At 72.1% G+C, this 19,501-nt stretch carries 20 protein-coding genes; 12 read left to right on the top strand and 8 right to left on the bottom strand.

Annotated elements, in window-relative coordinates; all coding sequences use genetic code 11:
• The first annotated feature begins 6 nt into the window (after positions 1-6).
• The 3 genes from AB0O11_RS13370 to AB0O11_RS13360 are packed head-to-tail and all read left to right on the top strand — an operon-like array spanning position 7 to position 2,243.
• Entirely contained in the window at positions 7-615 is a 609-nt protein-coding gene (locus AB0O11_RS13370) for a hypothetical protein (protein WP_363385286.1), read from the top strand.
• Positions 602-1,135 carry a class IV adenylate cyclase gene (locus AB0O11_RS13365; protein ID WP_363385283.1) on the top strand — a complete coding sequence of 178 codons (534 nt, stop codon included), beginning with the start codon at positions 602-604 and terminating at the stop codon, positions 1,133-1,135. The genes AB0O11_RS13370 and AB0O11_RS13365 overlap by 14 nt, the downstream gene beginning before the upstream one ends.
• Positions 1,136-1,148: 13 nt before the next feature.
• Positions 1,149-2,243: a radical SAM protein gene (locus AB0O11_RS13360; RefSeq protein WP_363385281.1), complete on the top strand. Its 1,095-nt coding sequence runs from the start codon at positions 1,149-1,151 to the stop codon at positions 2,241-2,243.
• A gap of 146 nt (positions 2,244-2,389) precedes the next feature.
• Here AB0O11_RS13360 and AB0O11_RS13355 read toward each other — a convergent pair whose 3' ends face one another.
• The 4 genes from AB0O11_RS13355 to AB0O11_RS13340 form a co-directional block, all read right to left on the bottom strand.
• Complete coding sequence (locus AB0O11_RS13355) at positions 2,390-3,853, bottom strand: multicopper oxidase family protein (protein WP_363385278.1); 1,464 nt, start codon at positions 3,851-3,853, stop codon at positions 2,390-2,392.
• 300 nt (positions 3,854-4,153) lie between these two features.
• Positions 4,154-5,056 (bottom strand): 5'-3' exonuclease, encoded by a 903-nt coding sequence (locus AB0O11_RS13350; RefSeq protein WP_363385510.1) that lies wholly within the window; start codon positions 5,054-5,056, stop codon positions 4,154-4,156.
• Between the two features lie 58 nt (positions 5,057-5,114).
• A complete protein-coding gene (locus AB0O11_RS13345) occupies positions 5,115-6,179 on the bottom strand; it encodes a cation diffusion facilitator family transporter (protein ID WP_363385275.1) in 1,065 nt (354 codons plus the stop codon).
• Positions 6,180-6,373: 194 nt separating this feature from the next.
• Positions 6,374-7,102 carry a gamma-glutamyl-gamma-aminobutyrate hydrolase family protein gene (locus AB0O11_RS13340; RefSeq protein ID WP_363385273.1) on the bottom strand — a complete coding sequence of 243 codons (729 nt, stop codon included), beginning with the start codon at positions 7,100-7,102 and terminating at the stop codon, positions 6,374-6,376.
• 166 nt (positions 7,103-7,268) lie between these two features.
• Between AB0O11_RS13340 and AB0O11_RS13335 the strand changes: the two genes are divergently transcribed.
• From AB0O11_RS13335 to AB0O11_RS13320, 4 genes are all read left to right on the top strand, one after another.
• Positions 7,269-8,654: a glutamine synthetase family protein gene (locus AB0O11_RS13335; protein ID WP_363385271.1), complete on the top strand. Its 1,386-nt coding sequence runs from the start codon at positions 7,269-7,271 to the stop codon at positions 8,652-8,654.
• Between the two features lie 43 nt (positions 8,655-8,697).
• Complete coding sequence (locus AB0O11_RS13330; protein WP_363385269.1) at positions 8,698-10,110, top strand: aldehyde dehydrogenase family protein; 1,413 nt, start codon at positions 8,698-8,700, stop codon at positions 10,108-10,110.
• A 6-nt stretch (positions 10,111-10,116) separates the two neighbouring features.
• Positions 10,117-10,917, top strand: a complete 801-nt coding sequence (locus AB0O11_RS13325; RefSeq protein WP_363385267.1) for a 3-oxoacyl-ACP reductase — start codon at positions 10,117-10,119, stop codon at positions 10,915-10,917.
• A gap of 111 nt (positions 10,918-11,028) precedes the next feature.
• A complete protein-coding gene (locus AB0O11_RS13320) occupies positions 11,029-12,183 on the top strand; it encodes a DUF2510 domain-containing protein (RefSeq protein WP_363385265.1) in 1,155 nt (384 codons plus the stop codon).
• A 138-nt stretch (positions 12,184-12,321) separates the two neighbouring features.
• Here AB0O11_RS13320 and AB0O11_RS13315 read toward each other — a convergent pair whose 3' ends face one another.
• From AB0O11_RS13315 to AB0O11_RS13305, 3 genes are all read right to left on the bottom strand, one after another.
• Positions 12,322-13,236 carry a lytic polysaccharide monooxygenase gene (locus AB0O11_RS13315; RefSeq protein WP_363385263.1) on the bottom strand — a complete coding sequence of 305 codons (915 nt, stop codon included), beginning with the start codon at positions 13,234-13,236 and terminating at the stop codon, positions 12,322-12,324.
• Between the two features lie 242 nt (positions 13,237-13,478).
• Complete coding sequence (locus AB0O11_RS13310) at positions 13,479-13,910, bottom strand: hypothetical protein (protein ID WP_363385260.1); 432 nt, start codon at positions 13,908-13,910, stop codon at positions 13,479-13,481.
• Positions 13,911-13,969: 59 nt separating this feature from the next.
• Positions 13,970-15,193, bottom strand: a complete 1,224-nt coding sequence (locus AB0O11_RS13305) for an amino acid deaminase/aldolase (protein ID WP_363385258.1) — start codon at positions 15,191-15,193, stop codon at positions 13,970-13,972.
• Between the two features lie 91 nt (positions 15,194-15,284).
• Here AB0O11_RS13305 and AB0O11_RS13300 point away from each other — a divergent pair, with 91 nt between their 5' ends.
• Entirely contained in the window at positions 15,285-16,058 is a 774-nt protein-coding gene (locus AB0O11_RS13300; protein ID WP_363385255.1) for an SseB family protein, read from the top strand.
• A 55-nt stretch (positions 16,059-16,113) separates the two neighbouring features.
• On the opposite strand, the gene AB0O11_RS13295 is transcribed toward AB0O11_RS13300, so the two are convergent.
• Positions 16,114-16,491, bottom strand: a complete 378-nt coding sequence (locus tag AB0O11_RS13295) for a DUF1844 domain-containing protein (RefSeq protein WP_224281591.1) — start codon at positions 16,489-16,491, stop codon at positions 16,114-16,116.
• A 488-nt stretch (positions 16,492-16,979) separates the two neighbouring features.
• On the opposite strand from AB0O11_RS13295, the gene infC reads away from it, so the two are divergent.
• The 4 genes from infC (at position 16,980) to AB0O11_RS13275 (ending at position 19,497) form a co-directional block, all read left to right on the top strand.
• Positions 16,980-17,690 carry a translation initiation factor IF-3 gene (gene infC / locus AB0O11_RS13290; protein WP_363385507.1) on the top strand — a complete coding sequence of 237 codons (711 nt, stop codon included), beginning with the start codon at positions 16,980-16,982 and terminating at the stop codon, positions 17,688-17,690.
• A gap of 142 nt (positions 17,691-17,832) precedes the next feature.
• Positions 17,833-18,027, top strand: a complete 195-nt coding sequence (gene rpmI / locus AB0O11_RS13285) for a 50S ribosomal protein L35 (protein ID WP_045701618.1) — start codon at positions 17,833-17,835, stop codon at positions 18,025-18,027.
• A 109-nt stretch (positions 18,028-18,136) separates the two neighbouring features.
• Positions 18,137-18,532 (top strand): 50S ribosomal protein L20, encoded by a 396-nt coding sequence (gene rplT / locus AB0O11_RS13280; protein WP_030055649.1) that lies wholly within the window; start codon positions 18,137-18,139, stop codon positions 18,530-18,532.
• Positions 18,533-18,630: 98 nt separating this feature from the next.
• Positions 18,631-19,497, top strand: a complete 867-nt coding sequence (locus tag AB0O11_RS13275) for an RNA methyltransferase (RefSeq protein ID WP_363385251.1) — start codon at positions 18,631-18,633, stop codon at positions 19,495-19,497.
• Positions 19,498-19,501: the final 4 nt, after the last annotated feature.

Below are 19,501 nucleotides of genomic sequence, written 5' to 3'. Positions count from 1 at the left end.
GTTCACATGGACGTGACCCGAGGGTTCTTCATCACCATTGACGGTCTCAGTGCGAGCGGTAAGACCACCGTCGCCCCGCTGGTCGCCGCCTTGGTCAACGGCGTTCACCTCACCGACGGGACATTGCCGACGTTCCCCCGCCTGCGTGCGGAGGTGGACGCCGTCGGCATCCTGCCGGCGCGGTTCCACTGGTGGATGATGGCCAACCACATCAAGTCCGAGACCGCTCGGGCACTCATCGAGTCCGGTCGGACGGTGGTGGTCGAGTCCTACTTCCCGCGCACGATCGCCACGCACAGGGCGATGGGGCACGACTGCCTGCCGGAGTATCCGGACGGGGCCCTCGTGCCGCACGTGCCGATTCTATTGGAGGTGAACGAACGCGTTCGCCGGGAGCGACTTCGTCGGCGGGCCGAGTTGGGAACGCTGAGCTCCTGGCATCGGCGGGAGGAACAGAACGTGGCCGAAAGCTCCTGTGTGTACCGGGCGTTCGGACTGCTGCCGGTGGACGGCACCGACTGTGCGCCTGATGAGGTGGCTCGCAGCATCGCCGATACCGTGCGCTCGCATGCTCGTACCGCATCGAGGAAGGCAACTTTCCATGACCGCAATTGAGTTCGAGGTGAAGGTCCTCAACATCGAGCCGGAGGCCATGCGCGCGCTCCTGGCCGAGGCCGGGGCGGAGCACCTGTGCGATCGGTTCCAGCGCCGCTACGTCTACGACATCCCCGGCCGGCCGGGTGCGTGGGTCCGGCTGCGTGACACGGGCACCGGCGTCACCCTGTGCGTCAAGGAGATCCACTCCGACACGATCGACGGCGTGACCGAAACGGAGACGACGGTCGGTGACTTCGACGCGACGAACGCGCTCCTCGGCAAGCTCGGCTATCTGCCGAAGGCGTACCAGGAGAACCGCCGGTCCTCCTGGAGGCTGGGCGGCGCGGCCGTCGAGATCGACCACTGGCCGCTGATTCCCCCCTACCTGGAGATCGAGGGCGACAGCGCCGAACACGTCCACGAGACCGCTCTCGCGCTCAAGCTCCCTCCGGAGGAGCTGACGAGCGAGAACACGACCAAGGTCTACCGCCGGTACGGGATCGACATCGAGGCGATCCCCCGGCTCACGTTCGAGTGACAGGAGACGAGCCTTGTCAGCTACCCATCGTCCCGCGGTCAGGGTCGTCCGGGACCGGACCATCCGCGTCAAGGTGATCGACGACTGCGGATTGGCCTGCACGTTCTGCCACAACGAGGGAACGCCGGTCACCGCCGACAACCGGGGCCGCACCGTACTGCCCTTCGTCGCGGGCCCGGGCAGGACCGGGCGCGTGTCGATCTACAGCGAGATGAACGGAGTCGGCTTCCTCGCTGCCAGGATGGCCCCGGACATGGCCTTCCGACGGGCGGTGCGAACCGTGGCGAGGGCGTTCGACGCCGACGAGGTCCACCTCACGGGAGGGGAGCCCACGCTCCACACGGAGGTGCCCGCGCTGGTCGCGGCGCTCTCCGGTATGGGGCTGAGCGTCGGGATGACCAGCAACGGGGAGCGCGGCCGACAGGTCATGCCGGAGTGTTCGGGGGCCGGCCTCAACCGGGTCAACGTCTCGGTCTTCGGCACGACCGCCGAAGAACTCCAGGCCGTCCAGTCCGAGCGCTTCAGGTCGGCGGGTCTGGCCGAGGCGAAGATCCGCGCGGCGGAGCAGACCATCCGTGCCGCTGTCTCCCATGGCGTGAAGGTCTCCGTGAACATCGTCGTTCCCGGCATGGCCCACGTCGGCCGGGTCGTCAACCTGGTCGAGTCGTACGGCCAGTTCGCGGACGTGCGGATGCTCACCAGCATCCAGGACGGACCGGAGTCGGTCGCGGCGATCTCCGAAGTACTGGCCCGGGTCGGTGCGGAGCCGGTGCTCCGGACGTTCACGGCCGGCACCTCCGATGAGCGCACCCTCTACCGGGCGCTCGGCAGCCGGGCCGTGTACGTGAAGCGGCTGCTGCCCGTAAGGCTCCCGGACACGTGTGCGTCGTGCCGGTTCAACAACGACACGGACTGCGAGGAGGGCTACTACGGCATCCGCCTGTACCTCACTGATCAGGGGGAGTACATGGTCGGCGTCTGCATTCAGCGCATGGACCTCTGCGTTCCGGTGGCCGATCTGCCGAAGAGCGGGATCGTGGAAGAGGTACAGGCCTTCAAGGAGGCCGAAGTACGGCGGCTGACAAGCCGGTACGGTACCGCCGCCTGAGTAGCGGGCCCTGTTGACAGGGTTTTCGTGGCCTCGCCCGATCCGAGCGAGGCCACCACCCGCAGCTCTCCCTGTCGCGACGGCGGATGGCGGGTGACGCCGGCGACGCGCAACAATCGGCTGCCTCCACGACCGCTGGAGGTCATTCACCTGCTCCGCGGTGACGCCGGGCCGTCGGGAACGATGTCCAGGACGGCCATCATCCCCTTGTCCTCGTGGTTGAGGATGTGGCAGTGCAGGACGGTCCTGCCCGTGAAGTCGTCGAAGCGGACGCGCAGCACGGCGTTGCCTCTGGCCGGGACGTTGATGGTGTCGTACCAGCGGTGGTCGGGCGGGGTGGGTGCGCCGTTGACGCTCATCAGCTGGAAGTGGTCGGTGTGGAGGTGGAAGGAGTGCTCCTCCTCGGTGTTGTTGACGACGCGCCACTCCTCGACGGTGTTCAGCTTCGAGGTGATGTCGACCCGGTTGGGGTCGAACTGCTCGCCGTTGATGTAGAACTCGGTGCCGGCCGTGTTCTCCGTGTAGACGATGTCGTGCCGGGCCGCGACGGGGGCGCCTGCGAGGTCGTCGTTGGGTGCGAAGCGGACGGGCAGTTGCGCCGGCTTCACCGGTGTGCCCGCGGAGATCACGGTGGCCAGGTCCACCTGGGGGAACTGGTTCCCGCTCGGTCCGGTGTCGTAGGCGAGCGTCTGGAGCCGGGTGGTGCCGGGCGGGCCGCCTTGCACCAGCACGTCGAAGCGGGAGCCTGCCGGAATGACCAGGGAGTCGGCGGAGTAGACGCGTCCGACCGGATAGCCGTCCTGTGCGATCACGTGGAACGTCCGGCCCGGCAGGTGGAGTTTGTAGTAGATGTTGGCGCCGATGTTGGCCAGCCGCCACAGCTGGGTCTCGCCCGGCCGGATGCTGATGACCGGGTGCTGCTGGCCGTTGACGGTGCGGTTGGTCGGTGCGCCGATGCTCAGGTTGTCGGTCTTGACGGAGTCGCCCTCGACCTGGTCGTCCTTGAGCGCGACGACGTGCTCGGTGATGTGCCGCAGTGGGCGGGGCAGGTACTGCTGCAGCCCGTCGACGATGATGATGCCCGATTCGCCGCCCGCCACCTGGGCGGCCGAGCGCATGTGCTGGTGGGAGTGGTACCAGTAGGTGCCCGGCGTGACATTGCTCGGGAAGCGATAGCTGTAGTGGAAGGTCTCACCGGGTTTGATGGCGATGAAGATGTCGTCGGAGGGGTTCTCGGGCGACACGTGCAGGCCGTGGACGTGGAGGTTGGTGTCCTCGGATCCGGCGTTCGTCATGGCCAGTTCCACCCGGTCACCCGGGCGGATCCTCAGGGTGGGCGGCATGTAGCGGCCGTCGTACGTCAGCGCGTACAGCCGGCGGTCGCCCACCACGACCTTTTGTCTGGCAACGAAGATCCGTGCCCTGAGCACGCCGTCGTGGCTCACCAGCTCCGGGGGATCCTGGAGGTGTGGTCCGGATTCGGCCGCTGGTGACTGGGCGGACGGACGGGCCGGCTGTACGGCCCAGGACACCGGTGCGTTGCCGACGGCGAACGCCAGGGCGAACGCCAGCCCGGCGGTGAGCCAGGCTGGGGAGAATCGAGGCCGCATGAGGTACGTCTCCATCAGGGAGGCCGCGGAGCGGGGATGGCGATGGGCAGGACACGGCGGCTGCGGTGTCTCCTGCGGTGGGCCGCGAACGGGAAGCCGGCGCGTTCTGGCCGGGCACGGTCGGGCGGCGCCTCCATCCAACCCCGGCCGTCCTCGGGCCGCCCGCCCGAATCGGCCATCCGGCGGGTTCGCTCGGCCCGAGCGGGGCCGCCGACCACCGCGGACGCCCGGCCATGGGGCGGAACACGCCGGGGCCCGCACGTTCGACGCGAACGTGCGGGCCCCTCGGCGTGCGGCGGCTCAGCGGGTGGCGAGGGCCTCCAGGAGGCGGTCGAGGGAGGTACCGAGGCCCCAGCGGGCGGAGAGTTCCTCCAGGGTCATCGGGTAGAGGGGTTCGCGCGGGAGGGCCGGGTCGAAGGCGGGGAGGGGGGCGTCCTCGGCGACGCGGACGACCGTGGGGGCGACGTCGAGGTAGGCGGAGCCCTCGACGATGTTGCGGCGGCGGGCCGGGGTGAGCTTGGAGCCGACGTCGAGGGCGGCGGCGCGGATGGCCGCGAGGTCGCCGTACTCGTTGATCAGCTGGGCGGCGGTCTTCTCGCCGATGCCCTTGACGCCGGGCAGGCCGTCCGACGGGTCCCCGCGCAGGGCGGCCATGTCGGCGTACCGGGCGCCGCGCACGCCGTACTTCTCCAGCAGCAGCGCGTCGTCGGTGACCTGGAGGTTGCCCATGCCCTTGACCGGGTAGAGCACGGTGATCCCGCGGGCGTCGTCCACCAGCTGGAAGAGGTCGCGGTCGCCGGTGACGATCTGCACCGGCCCGGCGGCGCGGGCGGTGAGGGTGCCGATCACGTCGTCCGCCTCGTAGCCGGGGGAGCCGACCCGGGCGATGCCGAGCGCGTCCAGCACCTGCTCGATCACCGGGACCTGCGGGGCCAGCGTGTCGGGCACCTCCTCCTCGCCGTCCTCGGCCGCCTCGGCGACCCGGTGGGTCTTGTAGGAGGGGACGAGGTCCACCCGCCACTGCGGGCGCCAGTCGGCGTCCATACAGGCGACGAGTTCGTCGGGGCGGTGGTCGTGGACCAGCCTGGCGATGAAGTCCAGCAGGCCGCGGACGGCATTGACCGGCTCGCCCTGCGGCGAGCGCAGGGTGTCCGGTACGCCGAAGTAGGCCCGGAAGTACAGGCTGGCGGAGTCGAGCAGCATCAGTCGCGGTGCGGTCACGATCAGCATCATGCCGCACCGCGGTGACGGACGGGGGGTGTCAGTGCTCGTGCGGTCCGGCGCGGTGGACCGGGCCGTGCGCGTCGGCGCAGTGCTCGGCGGCGGAGTCGTCCGGGGTAGTGATCTGCAGCAGCGCGCCGGCCTCGTCCTCGCCGACGTGGTCGACCTGGAGGGTGGAGTGGGTGATGCCGTACTCGTCCGAGAGCCGGCGCTGCAACGAACGGCGCACGGCGTGGCAGTCGCCGCCGGGGGTGACCAGGATGTGCGCGGACAGGGCGGGCTGGCCGGAGGTGATCTCCCAGATGTGCAGGTCGTGGATCTCCTCGACCAGTGGCTCGGTGACCATCCGGTCGGCCACCGCGTCCGGGTCGATCCCGGCGGGGGCGGCCTCCAGGAAGATCCGCCCGGAGTCCCGGACCAGCGCGATGCCGGCCTTGAGCATCAGCGCGACGACGATCAGCGAGGCGATCGCGTCGGCCCGGGCGAAGCCGGTGGTCAGCACGACCGCACCGGCGACGGCGGTGGCGATGAAGGCGTAGAGGTCGGTCAGCACGTGCTGGAAGGCGCCCTCGACGTTCAGCGAGCTGCGGTTGGCCTTGGACATGCACCAGGTGGCGGCGAGGTTGACCACGATCCCGGCCAGCGCGGTGATCAGCACCAGTGAGCCGGTGACCTCCGGCGGTTCGAGCAGCCGGGTGATCGCCTCGTAGCCCAGCCAGGCCGACAGCACCAGCAGGGTGACCCCGTTGGCCTGCGCGGAGAGGATCTCGGCGCGCTTGAGGCCGTAGGTGTAGCCGCCCCGGGCCGGGCGGGCGGCGAGCCGCATGGCGATCAGCGCGAGCACGATCGAGGCGGCGTCGGTGAGCATGTGGGCCGCGTCCGAGATCAGCGCCAGGGACTGGGCGGCGAAGCCGACCACGACCTCGCCGGCCATGAAGACGACGATCAGGGAGAGGGCGCCGAGCAGCCAGCGGCGGTCCGCGTCGGCGGCGACGCCGTGCGAGTGGCCGCCGTGCCCGCCGGACCCGTGTCCGTGGCCGCCGTTCCCGTGCGAGTGCTTGTGGTCATGCGCATGATCATCGTGCGAATGCTCGTGCCCGGCCATGGAAGTCCTCTCTGGGCGCACGGGTGTGAAGGGGGGCGCGGCGCGACCGGCCCGCAACCGAAGTGAACCGCAGAATCGACAAAGATCCAAAGGTTGTACTGGTGACCGTTGTCGTTCCCGTTCGGGCGGCCGGACCCGGCGCACACCACAGCCGGCCGGCGGCCCGAACTCACCTTCCCCCGCGCCCAGTTGCGCTACCCCAGCGCCAGCGCGTCGAGAGTCGCCGCAGTGGCCGCCCGGGCCAGGGCCCGCATCAGCCGCAGATCGTCCCCCTGCTCCGGGTGCCACTGCACCCCGAGCGTGAACCCCGGGCCCTCCACCGCCTCCACCGTCCCGTCCGGCGCATGGGCGCTCACCCGCAGGCCCGCCCCCACCCGGCCGACGGCCTGGTGGTGGAAGGTCGGCACCTCCAGCTCGCTCTCCGGCAGCAGCCCGCCCAACAGCGTCCCCGGCACCGGCCGCACCGGGTGCGAGCCGTAGCGCCCCGGCGATCCGGCGTGCACGTCCACCGGCACCACGTCCGGCAGGTGCTGCACCAGCGTCCCGCCGCACACCACGTTCAGGATCTGCATCCCCCGGCAGACCGCCAGCAGCGGCATCCCCGCCGCCAGCGCCGCCCGCAGCAGCGCAACCTCCCAGGCGTCCCGCTCGGGCGAGTCCACCTCGGTGGCCGGATGGGCCGGCTCCCCGTAGTACGCCGGGTCGATGTCCGGCCCGCCCGCGATCACCAGGCCGTCCAGCCGGGCCAGCACCTCCGGCGCGCGCTCCGGGGCGTCGGGCGGCAGCAGGACCGCGATCCCGCCGGAGTCCCGGACCTGCGCGGTGTACCGCTCGGGCAGCAGGGCCACCCGGCGGTCCCGCCAATCGCCCCAACTCGCGTCCACCAGGTAGGTGCTGACGCCGATCAAAGGCCTGCGATCCATGGCGCGCATTCTCCCCCCGAACCGCCCGATCCACCGTCAGCCACGCGCGTCGGCGCGCCACGGGCCGCCGACACCAGCCCGCCCTCTTCCGCCCCGCGAGCGGCAGGCCGTACGGTTCGCTGTGACCGCTTGATCTCGAAGAGTGATCGAGGAGGAGGGTTCGGCCATGTCCGAACAGACCGCCGCGGGCTCGCCGCCCCGGCCCCCGCTGACCCTGGCCGGGCTGCGCACCCTGGTGGACGCCGGCGAGGTGCACACCGTCGCCCTCGCCTTCACCGACATGCAGGGCCGCCTCCAGGGCAAGCGCTTCGCCGCCCGGTTCTTCCTCGACGAGGTCGCCGAGCACGGCGCCGAGGCCTGCGACTACCTGCTGGCCGTCGACGTCGACCTGAACACCGTGGACGGCTACGCCTTCTCCTCCTGGGCCACCGGCTACGGCGACTTCGCGATGCGCCCCGACCTCGGCACCCTGCGGCTGACCCCCTGGCAGCCCGGCACGGCCCAGGTCACCGCCGACCTCGCCCGGCACGGCGGCCACCCGGTGGACGCCGCCCCGCGCCAGCTGCTGCGCCGCCAGATCGCCCGGCTCGCCGAGCACGGCCTGACCGCCGACATCGGCACCGAGCTGGAGTTCCTGGTCTTCCGCGACACCTACGAGCAGGCCTGGCTGGGCGGCTACCGCGGCCTGACCCCGGCGAACCTCTACAACGTGGACTACTCGATGCTGGGCACCGCCCGGGTCGAGCCGCTGCTGTCCCGGATCCGCACCGAGATGGCCGGCGCCGGCCTGGTGGTGGAGTCCGCCAAGGGCGAGTGCAACCTCGGCCAGCACGAGATCGCCTTCCGCTACGCCGACGCCCTCACCACCTGCGACCAGCACAGCGTCTACAAGACCGGCGCGAAGGAGATCGCCGCCCAACTCGGCTGCGCGCTCACCTTCATGGCCAAGTACGACGAGCGCGAGGGCAACAGCTGCCACATCCACCTCTCGCTGCGCGATGCCGTCGGCGCCCCCGCCTTCGCCGACCGGGACGGCCGGATGACCGACACCATGCGGCACTTCCTGGCCGGCCAGCTGACCGCGCTGCGCGAGTTCAGCGTGCTGTACGCGCCGAACATCAACTCCTACAAGCGCTACCGCCCGGGCTCCTTCGCCCCGACCGCCGTCGCCTGGGGCCGGGACAACCGCACCTGCGCCTACCGGGTGGTCGGCCACGGCCCCGGCCTGCGGATGGAGAACCGGGTGCCGGGCGGCGACGTCAACCCGTACCTCGCGGTGGCCGGGATGATCGCGGCCGGCCTGCACGGGCTGCAGCGCAAGCTGGAACTGCCCGCGCCCTGCCTCGGCAACGCCTACGCGGTCGAGGAGTACGCCCGGGTGCCCGGATCGCTGCGCGAGGCGGCCGAGCTGTGGGCGGACAGCATGCTGGCCCGCGAGGCCTTCGGCGACGACGTGGTCGAGCACTACCTGAACATGGCCCGGGTCGAGCAGGCCGCCTACGACGGGGCGGTCACCGACTGGGAGCGCTACCGATCCTTCGAACGGATGTGACGCATGACCGACGGATGTGACGCATGACCGACGGACGTGAGGCATGACCGAGCCGACCGCGAACACCGCCCCCGCCGCGAGCACTGCGAGCACCGCCCCCGACGCGAGCACCGTCCGCAACCCCGCCACCGGCGAGGTGCTCGCCACCGTCCCGGACACCACCCCCGAACAGCTGGACGCGGCCGCCCGGCGGGCGGTGAAGGCCCAGGCCGGCTGGGCCGCGCTCGCCCCCGGCGAACGCGCCCGGCTGCTGCGCCGGTTCGCCGACCAGGTCGAGGTGCACGTCCCCGAGCTGGCCGCCCTGGAGGTGGAGGAGGCCGGCCACCTCCAGGGCAACGCCCGCTGGGAGGCCGGCAACGTCCGCGACCTGCTGGAGTACACGGCCGGGGGAGTGGAGCGGCTGACCGGCCGGCAGATCCCGGTCCCCGGCGGCCTGGACGTGACCTTCCACGAGCCGGTCGGCGTGGTCGGGGTGATCGCGCCGTGGAACTTCCCGATGCCGATCGCCGCCTGGGGCTTCGCCCCCGCCCTGGCGGCCGGCAACGCCGTCCTGCTCAAGCCCGCCGAGGCCACCCCGCTGACGGCCCTGCGGCTGGCCGAACTCGCCCTCGCGGCGGGCCTGCCCGAGGGCCTGTTCCAGGTCGTCCCGGGCGCGGGCGCCGGCACCGGCCGGGCCCTGGTGGACCACCCGGCCGTCCGCAAGATCGTCTTCACCGGTTCGACCGTCGTCGGCAAGGAGGTCGCCGCCCGCTGCGCCGCCCGCGCCAAGCGGGTCACCCTGGAGCTCGGCGGCAAGAGCCCCAACATCGTCTTCGCCGACGCCGACCTGGCCCGCGCCGCCGACCCGATGTCCTTCGCCGACAACAGCGGCCAGGACTGCTGCGCCCGCAGCCGGATCCTGGTCCAGCGCGAGGTGTACGAGGACTTCCTCGCCCTGCTGCTGCCCGCCGTCGAGACCCTGCGCACCGGCGACCCGGCCGACCCGCAGACGCAGCTCGGCCCGCTGATCTCGGCCGCCCAGGTCCGCCGGGTGGCCTCCTACCTCACCCCCGACCTGCCCGTGCTGGCCCGCGGCAAGGTCCCGGACGGAGCCGGCTACTGGTACCCGCCCACGGTGGTCGCCCCCGGGAACCCGGACGTCCCGGCCGTCACCGAGGAGATCTTCGGCCCGGTCGCCGCCGTCCTGCCGTTCACCGACGAGGCAGACGCGCTGCGGCTGGCCAACGCCACCCGCTACGGCCTGTCCGGCTCGATCTGGACCCGGGACGTCGGCCGGGCGCTGCGCCTGGCCCGGGGCGTACGGGCGGGCAACCTGTCGGTCAACTCGCACTCCTCGGTGCGCTACTGGACGCCCTTCGGCGGCTTCGGCGAGTCCGGGGTGGGCCGCGAGCTGGGGCCGGACGCGCTGCGCCACTTCACCGAGACCAAGAACGTCTTCATCCACAGCGAGGAGTGACAGCCCATGAGCGAGAAGCACGCCGCGCCCGACGACGTCGTCTGCCGCCGGCTGGTCGGCCGCACCGCCGTGGTCACCGGCGCGGGCAGCGGGATCGGCCTGGCCGCCGCCCGACGGCTCGCCTCGGAGGGGGCGAAGGTCGTCTGCGCCGACCTCGACGAGGAGACCGGGCGGGCCGCCGCCAAGGAGGTCGGCGGGCTGTTCGTGCACACCGACGTCACCGACCCGTACATGGTCGAGGCGCTGTTCGACGAGGCGTACGAGACCTGCGGCAGCGTGGACGTCGCGTTCAACAACGCGGGCATCTCGCCACCCGAGGACGACTCGATCCTCACCACCGGCCTGGACGCCTGGCGCAAGGTCCAGGAGGTCAACCTGACCTCGGTCTACCTGTGCTGCAAGGCCGCGCTGCCGTACATGCGCCGGCACGGGCGGGGCTCGATCATCAACACCGCCAGCTTCGTGGCCCGGATGGGCGCGGCCACCTCGCAGATCTCCTACACCGCCTCCAAGGGCGGGGTGCTGGCGATGTCCCGCGAGCTGGGCGTGCAGTTCGCCCGGGAGGGCATCCGGGTCAACGCGCTCTCGCCCGGGCCGGTGGACACCCCGCTGCTGCGCGAGCTGTTCGCCGAGGACCCGGAGCGGGCCGCCCGCCGGCTGGTGCACATCCCGCTCGGCCGGTTCGCCCGGGCCGAGGAGATCGCCGCCGCGGTGGCCTTCCTGGCCAGCGACGACTCCTCGTTCATCACGGCGAGCGAGTTCCTGGTGGACGGCGGCATCTCCGGGGCGTACGTGACCCCGCTCTAGGGTCCGTCCTCGCCGCCGCACCGGGGTTCTCACGGGAATCTCATCGAAAACGGCCGGAATTCCCGGCTGCGCTGATTTCGCGTTTATCCGGCTGCCTTTAGATTCTCTACCGTGAGCGAGCAGATCCCCGCCGGGTGGTACCCGGACCCGAAGGACACCACCAGCGACCCGAGGCCGCAGCGATGGTGGGACGGCAAGGGCTGGACGGCCGACACCTGGCCTGCACCCTCGGACACACCGGCACCGGAGGCTCCGCAGGCGGAGCCGACGGCCGCCGCGGCCCCGGGGCCGGGAACGGCCGAGCAGCCCAGGGTGCTGGAGGGCGAGGTGCTGGAGAGCGGCCCGACCGTCCGCTACCCGGAGCCGCCGCCCTTCGGCGCGGCCTACGGCTCGCCCGCCGGGCTGCCCGCCGGGCCGCCGCGCAAGGCCCGGCGCAAGCCCTCCAAGCTGGTGCTGGCGACCACCGCCGCCGCCCTCCTCGGGCTGGGCGCAGGCTCCGGCATCACCTACCTCGCGGTGGACGGCCACGGGGACCGCGCCCCGCGCAGCGCCCGTTCGGCCCCGCAGGGCGGCTACGGCCCGTGGGGCGGCCTCCCGGGCTTCGGCGACCCCGGCAACGGCGGTGGAAACGGCGGTAACGGCGGGAGCGGCAACGGCGGCAGCGGGGACGGCAAGGGCGGCGGCAAGACCCGCCCGAGCGCCGACAAGGCGATCGACCTGGTCAACCGGCTCACCCTGCCGGCCCCGTCCGGCTGGGAGGCCGGCAACACCCGTGAGGGCTACGCCTCGCTCACCGTCGGCTCGTACACCTGCGCCGACGGCACGAGCGAATGCTCCCTCGGCGGTGTGAACACCGGACGGATCGACGGCGGCGGCTCCGACGTCCAGGCGGCGGCCAAGGCCGACATCGCGTCGGCCGCCAAGGCCGCGTACGGCGACATCACCGGGCACCAGGAGCTCAAGTCCGAGGCCGTGAAGGTCAACGGCCAGGACGGCTACCTGGTCCGCTGGAAGGTGGACGCGCCCAAGGGCAACAACGGCTACGTGCAGACCGTGGTCTTCCCGTCCGCCGACGGGAAGTCGCTGGTCTCGGTGCACTTCGGCTTCGACATCGCCGACAAGGCGCCGGACGTCGCGGTGATGGACACCATCGTCAAGGGCATCACCGACTACAAGGGCAAGCTGCCGAGCATCCCGGGGCTGCCCGGGACCGGCTCCGGCGGGTCCGGTGCGGGCTCCGGCGGTGTCGGAGGCACCACCACCTGAGCCCCGCGCTCCTCACACGGCGGCGGCCCATCCGGAGGGAACCCTCCGGATGGGCCGCCGCCGTTCGCTGTCGCACGGGGTGGTGTCACGGGAACCGGGCCGGACGGGGGTGTGGCCGGCCCGGTCCCGCGCCCGGCGTCAGGAGTCGCGTCGAACAGCCTCGACGCGACGGCGCCGGAGTACCGTGCCGGCCCAGCCGACACCGATCGCGGCGGCACCCGCGAGCAGCAGCGGACCGGTGGCCGAGGTGCCGCCCACGGCCGCGGAGGCGGTCGGGATCACCTGACCGGCGGGGGAGTCCGGGTCCCCGCCGTGGCCGTGGTGGGCGACCGTGGACTTGGACGCGTCGGCCGCGATCTGGGCGTCGCTGGGCGCGGCCGGGGCCTGGGCGGCGAGCGCCGACACGGCCGTGGTGGAGGTGCCGAAGTCGACGTCGGAGCAGGCGTAGAAGGCCTCCGGGCTGTCGCTGCGCTGCCACACCGTGTACAGGACCTGGCGGCCGGTGCGCTGCGGCAGGGTGCCGGAGTAGGTGTAGGAGCCGTTGACGGCGTTGCGGTCGACCTGAACCTGGGCCACCGGGGTCGGGTCGAGGTCCGACCACTTCAGCGGCTTGGCGGGGTCGTAGCCCGGCTTGGTGATGTAGACGGTCTGGGTGCCGACGTGCGGCGCGGTGGTGCGGAACTGGAAGGTGAAGGCGCCGGCCTTCACCGCGGTGGCCGGCCAGTCGGTGCGCGGCCAGTCCAGCGCCGCATACTTGTCGCGGTTGGCCGAGCAGAGCTTGCCGTCCGGGATCAGTGCCTGGTGGTTGCCGTTGGCGTTGGCGATGTTGACCTCGTTCCAGTCGTACAGCGGCTGGGTGCCGCTCGCGGCGACGAGGTCCTTGCAGACCTGGGACACCGGGTGCTCGGGGCCCTCGGCGTAGCAGGCGGCGACCCGGCTCACGGGGTTGGTCATCGTGCCGTGGGCGCTGGCGGTGCCGGCGGTGGCACCGGCCACCGCGAGGACCGCGGCGCCGATCACGCCGACGGACAGGGCACTTCGCTTGATGGACATGGGGGTGGGGACTCCTTGACCGTCGTTCCGGGCGAGTGTGGGGGAACGGGCACGCCTGCCCGTTCGGGAGCCGCCGGCCCGGCGTGCGGCCCCCGGCCAGAGCGTAGGATTGGTCTGGACCAGAAGGCAATAGCCGTGCGTGCTGTCCTCGTTGACGGACTGTAGGCTCCCGAGCAGCGCAAAGGCCCGACGGACGGCTGTGGTTAGCCGTTCCATCGGGCCCCGTTAAGGCTCCGGAAAGGTCAGAAGTTCAGGTTGCCGTTGATCGTGTCGGCCTGGACGACCTTGCCTTTGCCGACCTGGATGACGGTGCCGTGGACCGTCATGTCCTTGAGTTCGTTGTGGTATACGGTGAGCGCCTGCTCGGCCGCTTCGGGTGCGAACTCGTCCAGGATGGACTTGAGCTCGGCGGCCATGGCCGGGTCGCTGGCCAGCAGTCGGCGCAGCTTCGGCTGCCACTCGCCCTGGGCGCTCTGGATCGCCGACTCGCGGTCGCCGTCCGGCACTGCGGCCAACTCGGCCTGGGTCTCGTCCAGTTCTTCGGAGACCGACTCCGCCCGCCGGCCGAACATTGCGGCAACGCGCGGCTTCACCCGGTCCCAGGCCGAGGTGACCATGAGGCCGGCCAGAGCGGTCGCACCCCTCGTGGCAATGTCCGTGAGCTCGGGGTCCATGCTGCTCCCTTGTCGTGCCGTCGTGTCGGCACCACGGTAGGGCAAAGGCGGACGAAGCGTCAGAGGAACGTCTTCCCCTCACCCCGGTACGTCGGCACGGTCCGTACGATCCGGTCGCCCTCGATCAGGTGCAGCTCGGCGAAGCGTTCGCACAGCTCGCCCGCCTTGGCGTGCCGGAACCAGACCCGGTCGCCGATCAGCAGGTCGTCCGCGGCCGAGCCGAGCAGCGGGGTCTGCACCTCCCCGGCACCCTCCGTCGGGTCGTAGCGCAGTCCGGCCGGCAGGTAGGGCACCGGCGAGCGGTCCGGGCCGGCCGCCCCCGAGGCCGGGTAGCCGCCGCCGAGCACGGTCACCACGCCGAGGCCGGGGCGGCGCACCACCGGCTGGCCGAACAGCGCGGCCGGACGGCCCCGGAAGGAGCGGTAGTTGTCGAACAGCTGCGGCAGGTACAGCCCGGAGCCGGCGGCGACCTCGGTGACGGCGCGCTCGGCCACGGTGGACTCCACGCTGCCGGTGCCGCCCCCGTTGACGAACTCCAGGTCGGCCACCTGTCGCAGCCGCCGGACCGCCGCCGCACGCCGCTCGGCCAGCTCGGTCCGGGACTTGGCCTGCATCAGTCGGATCAGCTGCGAGCGCACCGGCCGTCCGGGCACCCGGTCGCCCACCCCGGCGACGTGCCCCTCGTACGCCATCAGGCCGACGACCCGGAAGCCCCGGCGGCGCTGGACGAGTTCGGCGAAGGCGCCGAGGTCCTCGGGGGTGCGCAGGGGCGAGCGCCGGGCACCCACCCGGACCCGGCCGCCGAGCAGGTGCAGCGAGGTGTCCAGCTCCAGGCAGACCCGTACCTCGGCGTCGCCTCCGCGGGCCGCGTCGATCAGGTCCAGCTGGGCCGGGTCGTCCAGGACGACGGTGATCTCGCGGGCGGCCTCCGGGTCGGCGGTCAGCTCGGCGAAGCCGGCCCGGTCGGCGGAGGGGTAGGCGAGCAGGACGTCGCGGATGCCGGTGCGGGCCAGCCAGAGCGACTCGTCCAGGGTGAAGCTCATCACCCCGAGGAAGCCGTCCACGGCCAGTGCCCGCTCCAGCAGCGCCCGGCAGCGGACCGACTTGCTGGCCAGCCGGATCGGCTTGCCGCCCGCCCGGCGGACCAGGTCGGCGGCGTTCGCGTCGAACGCGGCGAGGTCCACGACGGCCACCGGCCCGTCCAGGTGGGCGGTGGCGCGGTCGTACCGGAGGCGGTCGGAGACCGGGGCGGGTGCGGTCGCGGGCGCGTCGAGGATCACCATGGGCGCAGAGTGCCACACCGCGCTACCGGTGGGTAGGCCCCGCGTGCAGGGAAATGGGGCCGCTCACGCGCGGTGGCATAGGGTCGGACGGGTGGACCGCAAAGACTTCTCCAACCCGGCGTTCGTCGGCAAGAGCATCCCGAACCCCGGCTTCTCCGACGACGACGGCACCGCCGACCCGGCGCTCACCGATGCCCTCGCCCGCTGGTCGCAGGACCGCGCGGCCGAGCCGGAGGTGCTGGCGGCGCTGACCCCCAGCCGGCTGATGGTTCCGATCGTCGCGATCCTCGGCGAGGTCGAGGTGGACCAGCACGGGCACCGGCACGAGAAGACCAGCGACATGGCCGTCCCGGTGCTGGAGGCCCCGGACGGGCGCCGCGCGCTGCCGGCCTTCACGTCGCTGGAGTCGCTCGCCCGCTGGCGCGCCGATGCCCGCCCGGCGCCGACGGCGGCCCCGCAGGCCGCGATGGTGGCCTTCTCGGAGCGTGCCGACACCCTGCTGATCGACCCGGCCGGGCCGGTGCCGTTCCCGCTGGGCGGTGCCCGGCTGCGGGCGCTCGCGGAGAACCGCCCGTTCCTGCCGCCGGTCCGGGACCCGGAGGTGCGCGAGGCGGTCCGCGGGCTGCTGGCGGCCGAGCCGCAGGTGGTCACCGGGCTGCTGACGGCCTCGGAGGGCTCGGACGGGATGCTCGCGGTGGTGTTCGACCCGGCGCTGGACCAGGCGGGGCTGCAGGCGGCCGCGCAGCGGGTCGGGCAGGCGATGGCCGCCGATCCGGTGCTGCGGGTGCGGCTGGACCGGGGGCTGGACCTCGCGGTGCTGCCGGCGGGCACGGAGCTGCCGGGGGAGCCGCTCTACAAGCGGTAGGAAGCGGTCAGGGGCAGTGAACCACATGGTTCACTGCCCCTGAGGCGCGTCCGGATCAGGAGTAGACCGGCCCGGTGAACTTCTCGCCCGGCCCCGCACCCGGGGCGTCCGGGACGATCGAGGCCTCGCGGAACGCGAGCTGGAGCGAGCGCAGCCCGTCCCGCAGCGGCGCGGCGTGGAAGTTGCTGATCTCCGGGGCGCCGGCGGTGACCAGCCCGGCCAGCGCGGTGATCAGCTTGCGGGCCTCGTCCAGGTCCTTGTCCTTCTCGCCGCCCTCGGCGAGACCGCACTTGACGGCCGCGGCGCTCATCAGGTGCACCGCGACGGTGGTGATCACCTCGACGGCCGGGACCTCGGCGATGTCGCGGGTGAGGTCGTCGAAGCCGATCGCGTCGTCGTCCGCGCCGGGGGTCTGGGTGGGCTCGCTGCTCAAGGGGGGCTCGTTCCATCGGGTCGGGTGTCCGTACCCATGGAGCGTACAAGGGCCCCATCCGCACCAGGACACGGCCGTAGCCGCACCGGACACGGCCGTGCGGAGGGGCGGAATAGCGTTCGACGGCGTGACGCTGTAGGCTTCGAGACTGACCGGCCGGGCTCCCTCACGGGTCCCTGGCCAGCAAGTGGAGGCTCCACCGAGGAGGCCCGAGAGGGCAACCGCGAAAGTCTCCCACCTGATCGGCCTTGCGGTCGACGGGTCCCGGTCCGCGACGGGCGCCCCTGGCGCCGAGTCGCCGCAGCGCCCCTCACCGGGCGCAGCCCCGGTTGTGTGGAGCCCCGCTTGTACCGAGCGGGGCTTTTTTCGTGTGGCGGTGTACGTACCGGACAGCGCAGCACGAATGAAGCCCCGCCCAGTGGTCGAGTCCACTACGTGCGACCGCCGTCCGACGGCCGCATCGCAGAAGGTGCAACCGAGGAGGCCCCATCAGCACCGAGCCCCGCATCAACGACCGGATTCGCGTCCCCGAGGTGCGACTCGTCGGTCCCAGCGGCGAGCAGGTCGGCATCGTGCCGCTTGCCAAGGCGCTGGAGCTCGCGCAGGAGTACGACCTCGACCTGGTCGAGGTCGCGGCGACCGCCCGGCCGCCGGTGTGCAAGCTCATGGACTACGGCAAGTTCAAGTACGAGTCGGCCATGAAGGCCCGTGAGGCGCGCAAGAACCAGGCGCACACGGTCATCAAGGAGATGAAGCTCCGGCCGAAGATCGACCCGCACGACTATGACACCAAGAAGGGTCACGTCGTCCGGTTCCTCAAGCAGGGCGACAAGGTCAAGATCACGATCATGTTCCGCGGTCGTGAGCAGTCCCGCCCCGAGCTGGGCTTCCGTCTGCTCCAGCGGCTCGCCGACGACGTCCAGGAGCTGGGCTTCGTCGAGTCCTCGCCCAAGCAGGACGGCCGGAACATGATCATGGTTCTTGGCCCGCACAAGAAGAAGACCGAGGCGATGGCCGAGGCCCGCGCCCTCGCGGACGCCCGCAAGGCCGAGCGTCAGGGCCGCACCGCCGGCTCCGACGCCCCTGCGGAGACCGCGGAGCAGGACGCCGTGACCGAGGCACAGGACGCCCCGGCCGAGGCGCCGGCCGTCGAGGCCGACGCTCCGGTCGAGCAGCCGGCCGCCTCCCAGGGAGCCTGAGCCCTCACCGGCCAGGAGGCCCGGGAGACCGGCCCACAGGGTGACGGGGCGTCCCGCCCGGTCACCGCAGATCCATCCAGTTCACGCCCGCGTGGCAACCGCCGCGCGGGCGTGGACGGGACCGACGAGGAGATACGGCGAAATGCCGAAGCAGAAGACGCACAGTGGCGCCAGCAAGCGCTTCAAGATCAGTGGCTCTGGCAAGGTGCTGCGCGAGCGCGCCGGTCGCCGCCACCTCCTGGAGCACAAGCCCTCGACGCTGACCCGCAAGCTGGCCGGGACGATCGAGCTGGCCCCCGCTGACGCCAAGAAGATCAAGAAGCTTCTCGGCAAGTGATCGCCCTCCCGCCCGGCGCGAGTCGCGAGCGGGGCAGCTGATCCTTCCCGACCCATTCGAATGACGGACCACGTGAAGTAGTCCGTGGTCCAATCCAAGGAGTAATCAAGTGGCACGCGTCAAGCGGGCAGTCAACGCCCACAAGAAGCGCCGGGTCATCCTGGAGCGCGCCAGCGGCTACCGTGGCCAGCGTTCGCGCCTGTACCGCAAGGCCAAGGAGCAGGTCACCCACTCGCTGGTCTACAACTTCAACGACCGCAAGAAGCGCAAGGGCGACTTCCGTCAGCTGTGGATCCAGCGCATCAACGCTGCGGCCCGTGCCAACGGCATCACCTACAACCGCTTCGTGCAGGGCCTGAAGGCCGCCAGCGTCGAGATCGACCGCAAGATGCTGGCCGACCTGGCCGTCAACGACCCGGGTGCGTTCGCCTCCCTGGTCGAGGTCGCCCAGAAGGCGCTGCCGGCCGACGTGAACGCCCCGAAGGCCGCCGCCGACGCCGCCTGATCTTCCGAGATCGGTTGAGCTCTGACCGGACCCGCAGGCTCGCCTGCGGGTCCGGTCCTGCTTTGCCCCCTCCTTCAGCGCCTCCGGAGAACGAGACCATGCCGAGCACCGACACCCCCCTGCTGACCTCCCTGCGCTCGCCGCGCGTCGTCGCCGCCCGCCGGCTGGCCAAGCGCAACCAGCGCACCAAGGAGCGCCGCTTCCTGGCCGAGGGCCCGCAGGCCGTCCGGGAGGCCGTCGCCTTCGGCAGGCTGCCGGGCACCGGCGAGCACGCCGTGGTCGAGGTCTACGTGGGCCTGGAGGCCGCCGAGCGGCACGCGGACATCGTCGAGGACGCCCTGGCCGCGGGGCTGCCGGTGCTGACCGCCACCGACGAGGTGATCGCCGGGATCTGCGACACGGTGACCCCGCAGGGCATCGTGGCACTCTGCCGCTTCATCGACACCCCGTTCGCCGAGGTGCTCAAGGCCCGGCCGAAGCTGGTGGCGATCCTCGCCCACGTGCGCGACCCCGGGAACGCCGGGACGGTGCTGCGCACCGCCGACGCGGCCGGCGCGGACGCCGTGGTGCTCACCGACGCCTCGGTGGACCTCTACAATCCGAAGGCCGTCCGGGCCTCCGTGGGCAGCCTGTTCCACCTGCCGGTGGCGGTCGGCGTCCCGGTCGAGGAGGCCGTCGGGAAGCTGCGCGAGGCCGGCGTCCGGGTGCTCGCCGCGGACGGCGCGGGGGAGCGCGACCTGGACCAGGAGCTGGACGAGGGCACCCTGGGCGCGCCGGGCGCATGGGTGTTCGGCAACGAGGCGTGGGGGCTTCCGGAGGAGACCCGAGCGCTCACCGACGAGGTCGTGCGCGTCCCGATCCACGGCCACGCCGAGAGCCTCAACCTGGCCACTGCGGCCGCGGTCTGCCTGTACGCCTCGGCCCGCGCCCAGCGTTCGCCCGGCGGCTGCCGCTCGAACGCCTGACGCA

Origin of the sequence: Kitasatospora sp. NPDC093102 (assembly GCF_040683915.1) — a bacterium.
Classification (GTDB): domain Bacteria; phylum Actinomycetota; class Actinomycetes; order Streptomycetales; family Streptomycetaceae; genus Kitasatospora.
This window is presented reverse-complemented; position numbering and strand designations above follow the sequence as displayed.